General features: G+C 63.4%; 13 protein-coding genes. 7 read left to right on the plus strand and 6 right to left on the minus strand.

Features of this window, described 5'->3' with window-relative positions:
• Positions 1–86 precede the first annotated feature (86 nt).
• Positions 87–1259, plus strand: coding sequence for an ABC transporter permease subunit (locus tag AAHK20_RS14560; protein ID WP_449182235.1), 1173 nt, complete (start codon positions 87–89; stop codon positions 1257–1259).
• Positions 1260–1351: 92 nt separating this feature from the next.
• Here AAHK20_RS14560 and AAHK20_RS14565 read toward each other — a convergent pair whose 3' ends face one another.
• Positions 1352–1957, minus strand: coding sequence for a TetR/AcrR family transcriptional regulator (locus AAHK20_RS14565; protein ID WP_449182164.1), 606 nt, complete (start codon positions 1955–1957; stop codon positions 1352–1354).
• 128 nt (positions 1958–2085) lie between these two features.
• Between AAHK20_RS14565 and AAHK20_RS14570 the strand changes: the two genes are divergently transcribed.
• From AAHK20_RS14570 to AAHK20_RS14585, 4 genes are all read left to right on the plus strand, one after another.
• Complete coding sequence (locus AAHK20_RS14570; protein WP_449182165.1) at positions 2086–3009, plus strand: NAD-dependent epimerase/dehydratase family protein; 924 nt, start codon at positions 2086–2088, stop codon at positions 3007–3009.
• Positions 3010–3011: 2 nt separating this feature from the next.
• Complete coding sequence (locus AAHK20_RS14575; RefSeq protein ID WP_449182166.1) at positions 3012–3356, plus strand: DoxX family protein; 345 nt, start codon at positions 3012–3014, stop codon at positions 3354–3356.
• Positions 3357–4048: 692 nt separating this feature from the next.
• Positions 4049–4633 (plus strand): DUF308 domain-containing protein, encoded by a 585-nt coding sequence (locus tag AAHK20_RS14580; protein WP_449182167.1) that lies wholly within the window; start codon positions 4049–4051, stop codon positions 4631–4633.
• Positions 4634–4776: 143 nt separating this feature from the next.
• Positions 4777–5262, plus strand: coding sequence for an NUDIX domain-containing protein (locus tag AAHK20_RS14585; RefSeq protein ID WP_449182168.1), 486 nt, complete (start codon positions 4777–4779; stop codon positions 5260–5262).
• Between the two features lie 29 nt (positions 5263–5291).
• On the opposite strand, the gene AAHK20_RS14590 is transcribed toward AAHK20_RS14585, so the two are convergent.
• Positions 5292–6209, minus strand: a complete 918-nt coding sequence (locus tag AAHK20_RS14590) for a LysR family transcriptional regulator (protein ID WP_449182169.1) — start codon at positions 6207–6209, stop codon at positions 5292–5294.
• 103 nt (positions 6210–6312) lie between these two features.
• Between AAHK20_RS14590 and AAHK20_RS14595 the strand changes: the two genes are divergently transcribed.
• Positions 6313–7599, plus strand: a complete 1287-nt coding sequence (locus AAHK20_RS14595; protein WP_449182170.1) for an MFS transporter — start codon at positions 6313–6315, stop codon at positions 7597–7599.
• Between the two features lie 60 nt (positions 7600–7659).
• Here the strand turns inward: AAHK20_RS14595 and AAHK20_RS14600 are convergent, their stop codons facing one another.
• On the minus strand, positions 7660–8436 hold the full coding sequence (locus AAHK20_RS14600; RefSeq protein WP_449182171.1) for a hypothetical protein: 777 nt from the start codon (positions 8434–8436) through the stop codon (positions 7660–7662).
• Positions 8437–8699: 263 nt separating this feature from the next.
• Complete coding sequence (locus tag AAHK20_RS14605) at positions 8700–9446, minus strand: glucose 1-dehydrogenase (protein ID WP_449182172.1); 747 nt, start codon at positions 9444–9446, stop codon at positions 8700–8702.
• Between the two features lie 237 nt (positions 9447–9683).
• Between AAHK20_RS14605 and AAHK20_RS14610 the strand changes: the two genes are divergently transcribed.
• Complete coding sequence (locus tag AAHK20_RS14610; RefSeq protein ID WP_449182173.1) at positions 9684–10307, plus strand: trimeric intracellular cation channel family protein; 624 nt, start codon at positions 9684–9686, stop codon at positions 10305–10307.
• A gap of 42 nt (positions 10308–10349) precedes the next feature.
• Here the strand turns inward: AAHK20_RS14610 and AAHK20_RS14615 are convergent, their stop codons facing one another.
• A complete protein-coding gene (locus tag AAHK20_RS14615; protein WP_449182174.1) occupies positions 10350–11843 on the minus strand; it encodes a sensor histidine kinase in 1494 nt (497 codons plus the stop codon).
• On the minus strand, positions 11840–12586 hold the full coding sequence (locus AAHK20_RS14620) for a response regulator transcription factor (RefSeq protein WP_449182175.1): 747 nt from the start codon (positions 12584–12586) through the stop codon (positions 11840–11842). Before AAHK20_RS14620 ends, AAHK20_RS14615 begins: the two co-directional genes overlap by 4 nt.
• Positions 12587–12614: the final 28 nt, after the last annotated feature.

The following is a 12614-nucleotide window of genomic DNA, read 5'->3' on the forward strand; positions in this document are numbered from 1 at the left end:
TAAATTGGCGTGGAGACCATGGACCGAAGATGCGTCGACAACTCATCGTCGCGACTGCCAGAACGAACGGGACACCCCAAGCAAACATAACGTCAACTCAGCCGATCGAGCCGCCGCCCATGACGCTCATTCCCGAGAAGGGCGCAACGAAAGCGTTCGCCATTGGACTCCTGATAGCAGTGTGCGTGATTGCCGCGCCGATGATCATCGGCGCCATCGGCGGCAACCACTGGGTGCGCATGCTCGACTTCGCAATGCTGTACGTGATGCTCGCGCTGGGCCTGAACGTCGTGGTCGGCTTCGCCGGCCTGCTGGACCTGGGCTACATCGCGTTCTACGCGGTGGGCGCCTACACGGCGGCGCTGCTGTCCTCGCCGCACCTGTCGACGCACTTCGCGTGGATCGCGCATCTCGCGCCGAATGGCCTGCATCTGTCGATCTGGCTGATCGCGCCGCTCGCGATGGCGCTCGCAGCCGGCTTCGGCGTGCTGCTCGGCGCACCGACGTTGCGTCTGCGCGGCGACTACCTCGCGATCGTGACCCTGGGCTTCGGGGAAATCACGCGGATCTTCGCGAACAATCTCTTTCGCCCGGTGAACATCACCAACGGTGCGAAGGGGATCATGCTGATCGACCCGGTGACGGTCGGCGGCTTCAACCTGTCGCAGACGCATTGGCTGTTCGGCCTCGTATTCCCGCCGGTGTACTTGTACTACTACCTGTTCCTGCTGTGCGCGCTGCTGGTGATCTGGATCTGTACACGTCTGCAACGCTCGCGCATCGGCCGCGCCTGGGCCGCGATCCGCGAGGACGAAGTCGCAGCGAAGGCAATGGGCATCAATACACGAGACGTGAAGCTGCTGGCATTCGCGATGGGCGCGTCATTCGGCGGCCTGTCGGGTGCGATGTTCGCCGCGTTCCAGGGCTACGTGTCGCCGGAATCGTTCACGCTGCCGGAGTCGATCATCGTGCTTGCGTGCGTCGTGCTGGGCGGCATGGGCCACATCCCGGGCGTGATTCTTGGCGCCGTGCTGCTCGCCGTGCTGCCGGAATGCTTGCGTACGACGATGGGGCCGCTCCAGAACCGGATTTTCGGTCATGAAATCGTCGATACGGAAGTGATCCGCCAATTCGTGTACGCACTCGCGATGTTGCTGATCATGCTGTATCGCCCGGAAGGCCTGTGGCCGTCAGCGAAGCACGAAGACAAGGTCGCGAAACTCGTCAAGCGCAAGGGCAAGAAGCTGATACGTGCCTGACATACGGCGAGAGATCGGAAGCGCGGTGTATTGCATCCCGTGCTACACGCTGTTGCGCTCCGCATGCAGTGGCTCCACATCTTATGCGCTCCTTAGCGAAGTGCAGCCGCCACCGCCTCGTCAATCTGCAGCGCAAAGCGCGCTTCGACATCGGGCACCGTGTAGCCAACTGACAGTTCCAAATACGCGTCGCCTAGCACCAAATTAATGAATGTCGCCGCCCGCAATGCCGCAGTCGATTCGTCGAATCGCTTTCGCAGAATTTTTGCGGCGAAGGCACGCACGACCTTTGCACCATTTTCGTAAAACACCTGGCCGAGTTCCGGAAGACGCTCGGCCTCAGCGACGATGGCCCGGTAAAGCCGCAGATAATCCGGCGCGATAAGGGCTTGTGCCAACACCCATCCCAACTCGCGCAACTCGACTTCGGGTGATCGATCGGATTGCTCGTCCTGAGCGCTGGCAAGAAATCCACCCGCCTCAGCGCACATCGAGCTCACCAGACCAACGAAGAGCGCCTCCTTCGACTTGAAGTGGCGGTAGACCGTCTGTTTGCCGACGCCAGCGGCTGCGGCGACATCGTCCATCGTTGCCAGGACGAAACCCTGGCTTAAAAAAACGGTTTTCGCGCCATCGAGGATGTCGGATCGCTTACGGCGTTGCAGCGGGCTCAGGTCGGGGAGAGAAGAAGTATCCATGCGAGATAAATAACAGATCGTCGAATAGTTGACAAGACTGGCCAGTCTCGTTTAGATTTGCTGAAACGAGACTGATGGGTCTCGTTTGTGTGACTAATCAACGTCACAACCAATCATTGGAGAACGCTTTGAAACTGTTCATTACAGGTGGTACGGGCTTCATCGGGCAAGCGGTCGCGCGCAAGGCAATCAGCCTCGGCCATCAGGTGACGGCGCTGGTGCGCGAGGAGAGCTCGGCGGCCGCCAGCGCGCTGGCACGTCTCGGTGTGACACTGCATTCCGGCGACCTGCGCGAGCCACAGTCTTTCGCTGCGAGCGCCGGTGCCGCTGACGGTGTGGTGCACACCGCGTCGACCAACGATGCTTCCGCCGCTGCTGCTGATGAGGCCGCGGCGGTAGCGATGCTTTCGCATTTGCATCCGGGCGCGGCGTTTGTCTACACGTCGGGCACCTGGGTCTACGGCAATACGGAGGGGGAGCCAGCGACTGAAGCATCGGCGCTGAACCCGACGCCGCTCATCGCCTGGCGGCCCGCAGTGGAGCAACAGGTGCTGTCGCTAGCAGCACGCCGCTCGATTGCAGCAGTGATCCTCAGGCCGGCGATGGTGCACGGCTACGGCGGCGGCGTCTTCGGCATGCTCGCAGGCATGGCCCGTCAGGCCGGCAGTGTGAGGGTCGTCGGCGATGGTCGCAACCACTGGCCTGCCGTTCACGTCGATGATCTCGCCACGGCCTACCTGAGCGCGGTGGAGCGGGCGGCAAGTGGGGACGGTCGAGTCGCGGGACAGATCTTCAACGTGGTCGCGGAAGATGCCGTTGCCGTTGCCGAAATGGGTGAAGCGATTCGGGCCTCGATCGGCGCCGAGCGCGTCGAATTTTGGCCGCTCGACGATGCTCGCAAATCGTTTGGGCCATTTGCCGACGCACTGGCGCTCGATCAGAAAGTAAGCGGCGAGCACGCCCGGCGAGTTCTTGCGTGGGAACCCCACGGCCCCGGGCTGATTGCGTACCTCTCTGCACAGAAGCACTTTCAGCAAAGCAACGGAGCATGACGATGGCGTTGAACACTGCATCTTTCGAATCGATTCTCGCGATGATCGTAGCGGTTCTGTTCGCGGTTGCTGGGGTGGTCAATCTCGCAGGACTCGGCGCGGTGAAGCGCAACTTCGCACGCTGGGGTTACCCGGCATGGTTTCGTTTGCTCTGTGGCGCTCTTGAGCTGTTGAGTGCGGCACTTCTTTTTGGACAACAAACCAGAGTTTTGGGCCTAGCGTTGGCCGGTGCGATCATGATTGGCGCGCTCTTCACGTTGCTACGAAACCGGGAGCCGTTCGGGCATATCGCCCCGGCGCTGGTCTTCTCGGCTCTCGTTGTGGGTACTGTGGCGCTCCGCTGTTGAGGCTTGCTCGCCACCATGCGAGTGAGTTCGGGACGCTAACAGGCCGCGCGGGCAATCCGTGCTGCAGGTACTAGAAATGCGCACACGGATAGCGGTATTGGAGCAACTCCAGTTCGATCACGTGCGTCATGCATCCGCTTTTTGTAGCGATCGCTGGGCGCGCCAGGTCGCCTGCCGCAGATCATCGCTTTACGTGCCGTGGGAAAGGGTCCCTCATTCGTGTCGATTGGTGCGCGACCAATTCGATGCTCTCGCTCTCGCGCCTATCGAACACACGGGGCGCACTAGGGCTTGCAGAAGCTCGTTGACTTGAGCGGATGCGGTACGGTGGAGGTGCCATTTGCACTTGAGACAAGTTCGCGCGCAAAGATCACGTCAGGGCCATCATTGTCTTGCACCAAGATCTCATAGTCATGTCCATGCTCAGGGACGAAGGTGCTAGCTACCGCCGCGTCGGTCATCGAAATGGATCGATCAGTGCAGGTCGAACAGAACGCCAACTTTCCGCCCCCCTTTCAGAACGCATCGGTCATTTGACCGATGCCGGCAACGCAGGGCGAGTGCCATGATCTCTACCAATACAGATTTCTTGTCTCGATGACGCTCACACGGTTCTGCCGACAGGTCATTGGAGCAAGAGCTTGGCGCATCGCATCAGGCGACGCGACAGGCAAAATTTTTAAGGAGTTTCAATGGCTACTCATCTTTCGGAAACCACTCGCCTTCAGGATGAGCGGTGGCTCAAATTCTTTTACTTTACCCGTGCCGCGTTCTCTGTCGTCTGGGTCGCGCTTGCGTTCAGTATCGGGCAGCACGTCACGGCGATCGGAGCCGCACTGCTGATTGTCTATCCCCTATGGGATGCGCTGGCCAATTACGTCGACATGTCGCGTAGCGGTGGAATGCGCGGAAATTTTACTCAGGCTTTCAATGTCGTCGCTAGCTCGGTTATAGCGATTGCGGTGATTGTTGTGTTGCAGGTCAACACAAGCTCGGTGCTTGATGTATTCGGAGTCTGGGCCATTTTGTCCGGATTACTTCAGCTCGCCACTGCTGTCCGCCGCAGGAAGCGCTTTGGTGCGCAATGGGCAATGATTCTGAGTGGAGGCCAGTCAGCGCTGGCGGGTGCGTTTTTCATCGCGCAGGCCCATGCATCGGTGCCTCCGGCGATTGTCAAAGTGGCCGGCTACGCAGGTGTAGGGGCGATCTATTTTCTTGTCTCTGCGTTGTGGCTGTCTGTTGGCCAACTGCGGCGCAAGTTCGCATCGATGCCTTGAAGAACTGGACTAACGTGACCGCTTTGTCGTGTGGATTCAACCGGTCGATGCCACATCGGTGACAATCGCGTTTGGCGTACGACATACACCGCTCGCACCGCAGCGAGGTTTTGTCGTGTGCCGTTACGGAAAGGAGAGACTTCATGCCGAGCCTCGAGCGAGCGCGATCGACCATGCTTATCGACTTTGTCTGGCGTCTGGCGCTTCGCCTCGGATTTCGGCTCGCTCGCGTCTGGTGGCACGTTCGACGGCCTCACCATGAGGGCGCGCTAGTCGCAATCTACGTCGGCCAGGCGCTGTTGCTGTTGAAGTCATCGTACCGGGCCGAGTGGAGTTTTCCCGGCGGAAGTCTGCAGCCCGGTGAGACGCCCGATGCAGCGGCGCAACGCGAAATGGAGGAGGAGATTGGTCTCCCGTCGTACCCATTACGCCCCGCCGGCAGCGTCTGTGGCATTTGGGACGGGCGAAGGGACCGGGTGCATTTCTTTGAACTGCATCTCGATCGCCTGCCCGAGCTGCGACTTGATAATCGCGAGATTATCGCCGCGTGTCTGGCATCGCCCGAGGAATTGCACGGCATCGCGTTGACTGAGGCAGTCACTGCGTATCTCCGCAGAGAATTCCGTTGATAGTTGGCCCTTTTTCTGCGCCGCCCGCCTCACCCCACAGGTAGTGCGATGCCCTCCTGCGCGAGCACGTCGTCGATCGCATTGCGCAGCAGCTGCGCGGGCCCCGTCAGCCGTCCCGGCAGCGAGCCGTGGATGAACCACACGGTGAGGCCGGCGCGAAAGTCGACGGTGTCGACGACATCGAGCTCGTCACGATGCGGCGAGCGCGCGAGCTTGTCGGGCGACACGAGCCCGATCCCGAGCCCGCGTGCGACGAGCGACAACTGCAGGTCCGCGCCGAACGCCTCGACGGCGACATTGAACGGCAGCCCGGCCGCACCGAGCGCCCGGCTCAGCGCCGAGCGGAACCCACAGCCGTCCTGGTTCAGCACCCAGTCATAGCGCGCAAGCTCCGCCAGCGTGAAGGGCTTGCCCGATAGCCCGAGCGAGTGCGCGGCGACGACCACGGTCGGCCGGAATGCGAGCGACGTCGCATCCAGCGCGTCCGGCATGGAGAACGTGTCAGGCATCAGCACGACCGCCGCGTCCAGGGCGCCGCGCTCGACGCCCTGGATGAGGCCCGGCGACCAGCCGGACGTGACGCGCAGCGTCAGCTTCGGAAACGCGGCGCGCAACCGGTCGATTGGCTTCTCGAGCGCGAGCTCGGACAGGAACGGCGGCACGCCGATCCGGAATTCGCCGGCCGACACGATGTCGGACGACGCGATCGCGAGCAGGTCGTCGACGGCTCGCAGCGCGGTTCGCGCAAGCGTGTAGACCTCGTCGCCGGCGCGGGTCGGCTTGAGCGGCTTGCTTTGCCGATCGAGCAATTCGACGCCGAGCAACGTCTCCAGGCTTTGCACCCGGCGCGTCAGGCCGGGCTGCGTCAGGTGCAGCTTCTGCGCCGCGCGGACCATCGAACCGCTCTCGACCACCGCGACATACGCTTCAAGATCCCGAGTGTTCAAAACAATCTCGCATATTGACTATCATCATATTTCAATTGTGGCATAGTTCGCGCGCCACTACGCTTGGCTCAATGAATTCGATATTCGACCGAGAGCCAGCCTAATGAGCAGTCCCGTGAACACGCGCCCGTGCGAGACCGACGCCCCTGAACACTCCGTTGCCCCAGCCGACGCGCCGCCCGCGCTGACCGGCCCGATGACCGTGTTCTTTGCGGCCGCGGTCGGCGTGATCGTGATGAACCTCTTTGCCGCGCAGCCGCTGACCGGGCCGATCAGCCGCAGCCTGCATCTCGCGCCGGGCCTCACGGGGCTCGCGGCGACGCTCCCCCAGCTCGGCTATGCGGCCGGCCTCGTGCTGCTCGTGCCGCTATGCGACCTCGTCGAAAACCGGCGGCTGATCGTCTGCGTGCTCGGATGCTGTGCGGCGTGTCTCGCGACCGCGGCGCTCGCGCATTCGGGCGCTGTCTTTTTGCTTGCATCGTTTCTCGCCGGCGCCACCTCGAGCGTCATTCAGATGCTGGTGCCGATGGCGGCGTCGATGGCGCCCGAGCATCGTCGCGGGCGCGCGGTCGGCAACGTGATGAGCGGACTGATGTTCGGGATCCTGCTCTCGCGTCCAGCGGCCAGCCTGGTCGCGGGATCGGTCGGGTGGCGGTCGTTTTACGGAATCGCAGCGCTCGTCGACGCGATCCTCATGATCGTGCTGCAGGCACGCTTGCCAAGGCGCAAGCCTGCCGTTGTGACGACCTACCCGGCGCTGTTGCGCTCGCTCGTGACGCTGCTGCGCGTCGAACCGATGTTGCAGCAGAACGCACTGTCGGCCTCGCTCGTGATGGGCGCATTCAGCGCTTTCTGGACGGCTATTGGTCTGCGGCTTGGCCAGCCGCCGTTCGGCTTCGGGATGAACGACCTCGCGTTGTTCGCGCTGGCAGGGGCGGGCGGGGTGATAGTGACGCCGTTCGCGGGCCGCGCCGGCGACCGCGGAATCGGGCGCAAGGTCTTGTTCGCCGGGCACGTGACGATGCTTGCGGCTTGGCTCGTGATCGGGGCCGCCGGTGCCGGCTGGCTGGGATTCTCGCCGGGCGCGCACCGGACGTTCGCCATCTGCCTGCTCGCTGCAGGCGCCGTTGCGCTGGATGCCGGTGTCGTGACGGACCAGACACTCGGCCGGCGCGCGATCAATCTGTTGAGCGCGAGTGCGCGCGGCAGGCTCAACGGGCTTTTCGTCGGGGCGTTCTTCGTCGGCGGCGCGCTGGGCGCGATGCTCGCCGGGCTGGCATGGACGTCCGCTGGATGGCCCGGCGTGTGCGCGATCGGACTCGGCTTCACCGGCGCCGCGTTCGCGCTGCGGCGCGTGGGGCCGCAAACGCATGATGATGCGCGGCTGTGATGTCGACGGCCTCGTGTGACATGCGACCGACGACCGTAGCCTGCCTCCGCGCTCTCGCGCTTACTGAGGCGGAAGACGGCACGTGTTCAACCGCGGCACGCTTCCGTTTAGCCGCCGGGCCAGGAATCTGGCCGTTCCGGTCGGGGCGCCGACCTTGACCGTCGAGCCCGTTCTGGTGTTGGCGAACTGGCTCTTGCAGAAGCGGAAATACGAATAGTCGCAAGGAAAGGGGCCTGCGATCTGGAAGCCGACTTGGGAGTCCGGGGTCACGCTAATCGGGCACGCGCAGATGATTTCTGCGCTGCCGAGCTGCTCGCCGAACCCGGGAAACACGCTGCCCTCGCTGCTGGTGAAGCACATGCCGCCGTCGCATTGCGCGTAGCCGCCGTCGGACCCCGCCGGGCAATTGTAGAGCGCGCTATCGCCGTCTGGCGCGACAACGGACTCCGGCAAGCTGAATGTGCTCACCATGTACCCATTGTCGACGCCGTTGGCGTTTATCGAGCAGACGTCCTGACCGTCGACGCGTAGCGGCAAGCTGATGCTGTCCCCCTGTTCGACGTCGCAATTGCAGTAGGCCACCTGGTTTATCACCGTGCAGCTGGCGGTCGCGCAGAGCGCGTACGTCTGACCCTTGCAGATCTTGAAGAATCCAGAGGGAGTCGAGCTGGTGAGGATCTCAGGCGGAAGCGTACTCGCGGAAGGCGGGGGCGCCACCGCGTTCCCCCCACAGCCGGTCAACGCATCAAGCACCCCGACAGACATCATCGCCAAGATGAGAAATTTCGCGAGCCTGGCGAGCGCGACGGTCAACCAGGCGGAGCGTAGACTCGGCATGGTCATCTCCTGGCGTTAGAGCGACCTGTTCAAACTTCTTCTTGATTGCAGCAAGACCGGTGTTGGCCATCGCATGGCGATGCTGCCCTTCGCTCACAGGATAAGCCGGCGACACCGCCGCGGCGGTGGGCTTCCGTGCGATAGCGTACCAATGGGGAATGGATGCAGCAGGCCGCATCCGGGCGGCCCTTCGGAGGCGCAGGGCCGAAAGCCGCAGCCAGCGTCGCCGGCGCCTCATGCATTTGGCGCCGGCCAACGAGGTGTCAGCGCATGCCGCCGGAGGCGAGCAGATGCTCGCCGGTCAACCAGCGCGCGTCGTCCGACGCAAGGAATGCGGCGACGTCGCCGATGTCGTTCGGCTGGCCGGCGCGGCCGAGCGGCGTTCTAGCGACGAAGCTCGCCTCCATCTCCGAGCCCGCTACGCCGGCGGTATGCGTGCCCTCAGTCTCCACATAGCCCGGATTAATGGCATTGACGCGAATCTTGCGCGGCGCCAGCTCAAGCGCGAGTACGCCGGTAATCGCATCGACGGCGCCTTTCGTGCCTGTGTAGATCGCGGTGGCAGGCGGCGTAATTCGCGTTGCACCGGAACTGATATTGATGATGCTCGCGCCTTCGCCGAGGTGCTTGACTGCCGCTTGTGTCACCAGCAGTAAGCCAAGAACGTTGGTATTGAACTGACGATGGAACTCTTGTTCCGTGATGTCTTCGATCGTCTGGAATGCGTAGACGCCTGAATTATTCACCAGGATATCGAGGCGGCCGAATTGATCGATTGCGGCCTGCACGAGTTTTGCGGCGTCTGCCGCGTTCGACACATCTCCGCCCGCCGCCGCAGCCTTGCCGCCTGCCTCCTTGATCGACGCGACCACCGCATCCGCGCCGGATTTGCTGCTTGCGTACGTGACGACCACCGCAGCGCCCTGCGCGGCGAGCGCTTTGGCGATTGCGGCGCCAATCCCTTTAGATGCACCCGTGACGAGTGCGACTTTCCCTTCAAGCTTAGCCATGCGTTCCTCGCAAATGGTTTCACCAACGCGGGCATCGAATCCGGGTGAACACCCGCACGAACTTTCAATGTAGTCGCGGCGAGCTCGACGAAAAAGTGTCGCCAGCCGAATGGACCTGACGCATTAGACGAACAATGGCGGCCGGGGGAACGCTAGGAACGGCCAGTCGACAGCATCGCGTGGATCATCGACAATCCATCCGACTTCCACGGGTATCCTCGATCCTTGCTAATCCGAATGAAACACCTCGATGAAGTGGTACTTGCAGCAGATCTCGCGGGCACCGCGGTGTTCGCAATCGAAGGCGCCAATGCGGCGATTCGTGCCGGGCTTGATCTGCTGGGAGTCTTGGTGTTGTCGTCCATCGTCGCACTGGGTGGGGGCATCATCCGCGACCTGCTGATCGGCGCGCTGCCACCTAGCGCGGTGCGCGACTGGCGCTACCCAACGCTTGCATGTGTCTCGGGGCTTTTCGCTTTCCTCTTTCATACGCAGGTCGCCACGCTGTCGACACCGCTCCTGACGACGCTCGACGCGGCAGGCCTTGCGCTATTCGCGGTTGCAGGCGCGCAGAAGGCTCTCGAATTTCGAATCAATCCGTTCATCGCCACGTTGATGGGCACGGTCACCGGCTGCGGCGGAGGGCTCGTGCGCGATGTTCTGCTCGTACGGGTGCCGGCGGTATTGATCACGGATATCTACGCCAGCGCGGCGTTACTCGGCGCGGCGCTGGTAGTCGTCGGCAGGCGGCTCGGGTGCCCGCCTGTCGTTACGGCGGTAATCGGTGGTAGCGCATGCTTTGTACTGCGGATGGCAGCCGTACGGTTCGGTTGGCAATTGCCAAAGATCAAGATGGCGTGAGTGTTGCCCCGTTTATCACTGGACGCGCGGGCGAGCGATCCGTCAGAGCGCGATGCCGGAGGCAATCGGCTTCTCGGTTGTCGGCAGATCGAAGCAGAACGTCGTGCCGTGGCCTGCATCCTCGAGCAGGCGTATCTGGCTGTGATGCAATTGCAGCATGCGCTGCACGATCAGCAGTCCGAGTCCGCCGCCGCGATGCGTGCCGCCCGAGCTGAACGGGCGCTCGAACAGGCCTTCGCGCTGCGCCGCTGGAATGCCGGGACCGGTGTCGCTGACCGTGACCGATACCTTGCCGCCCTTGTGCGCGAGATCGACGTTGATCTCGCCGTCGGCGGGAGTGTGTCGAATCGCATTGTCGAGCAGGTTCGTCAGCACGCGCTCGATCATCCCCAGATCGGCGCAGACGGTCGGCAGGCGAGGGGGAATGTCCGCCCGCAGCCGGATGTGACGCGCCTCGGCCGGCAGCTCGAATTTCTGGAAAACGTCCTGCACCAGATCGACCAGCGAGAATTGCTCGAGCGCCGGTTGCACGTTGCCGTGTTCGAGCCGGGCCAGTTCGAATAGCGCCTGCGCGAGCCGCCCGACCTTGACGCTTTGCGCCAGTGCGATCGCCAGGTAGCGTTTGCGTTCCGTTTCGCTGAGCGTGTCGGACTTGAGCGAGAGGGTCTCGAGGTAGCCGTGCAACGAGGTGAGCGGCGTGCGCAGATCGTGCGAAATATTGGCGATCAACTCGCGCCGTTGCTGGTCCTGTCTCGTCAGCGCCCGCCACTGGTCGCCGATGCGCTTGGCCATCTGTGCGAACGTGGCTTCGAGCACGGCGATTTCATCGCGCTGTCCGGGCGGCGCCGAGCGCGGCACGGCCGGCTGGGTGTCCGGCTCGCCGTCGGCGTCGAAGCGGCGCATGGCTTCGGTGAGGCGGCGCAAAGGCCGCGTGATCAGACCGAATGCCATCAATCCCGCGAGCAGACCGAGCAGCGCGACCAGCGCCATCGACCACAACGTGGTGCGCAGAACGGAGCTGGCGGCCACGCGGGCGGCGAGCGCGTCGTGCGCCTCGCCGAGCAGGACGACGTAGATATAGCCCGAGGGTTGCTGGCCGTTCAGCTGCAGCGGTGCGGCACTGAACACCTTTTTCCCGTCGACGCTGCGCGGGTCGTCGCCGAGGATCGGCAACGCATCGCCGGCGATGAATTGCCGGATCGGCGCGAGATCCACTTGCGTGCGCTTGACGTGGCCCGCCGGGGCGTCGTCGCCCTTGATGCGCCCTTGATTGTCGAGCAGGTACACCTCGACGCTCGGGTTCACCATCATCAACTGGCCGAACAGTTGGCGCACCGCGTCGGGCCGCAGGCCGTTCGCGTCCATCAGGGTGGTGCCGTGCGCGATATGGTCGGCGAGGCCCCGCGACAGGCTTTGCACGACTTCCTTTTCGTGCAGGTCGCTCGAACGGATCTGCAGCCACGCCGACGCACCGCAGCACGCCAGCAACAGCGCGGAGAACACGAGCGAGAGCCGCTGGGTCAGCGTCAGCTTCACGGCGCCTCCTGAGGCGTACCCGCGCGCGCCGGCGAGTCGCCCGGCACGGCCAGCTTGTAGCCGCGCCCCCAGACCGTCAGGATGCGCTCGGGCTCGGCCGGGTCGGCCTCGATTTTCGTGCGCAGACGGTTGATATGGGTGTTCACGGTGTGCTCATAGCCCTCGTGCTGATAGCCCCACACGGCGTTGAGCAGGTCCATTCGCGAGAACACCTTGCCGGGATGCTGCGCGAAGTAATAGAGCAGGTCGAATTCGCGCGGCGTCAGTTCGATGGGCTTGCCGTCGACGGTCGCCTCGCGCGTCAGCGGATCGATCGTCAGGCCGGCGATGCGCAGACTGCCCGCGTCGATTCGCGAGTCTTTCGCCATGGCTTCCACGCGTCGCAGCAGCGCCTTGACGCGAGCCACCAGTTCGAGGACCGAGAACGGCTTGGCGAGGTAGTCGTCGGCGCCGAGTTCGAGGCCGAGAATCCGGTGCACTTCGCTCGAACGTGCGCTGGTGATGATGATCGGCGTATAGCGCGTCATCGCGCGGGCGCGCCGGCAGATTTCCAGACCGTCGACGCCGGGCAGCATCAGATCGAGGATCAGCGCGTCCCAGCCGCCTTGCTCGAGCAGGCGCAGGCCTTCGTTGCCGTCGGCGCTGTGCACGACTTCGTAGCGCTCGTCGCGCAGATGAAGACTCAGCACGTTGGCGATGTCGACGTCGTCTTCGACGATCAGGATGCGCTTGGGGTGGTCCATGGAGGGCTTCAGACGCGAGTGAGAGCGA

The organism is Trinickia camelliae (genome assembly GCF_053525655.1).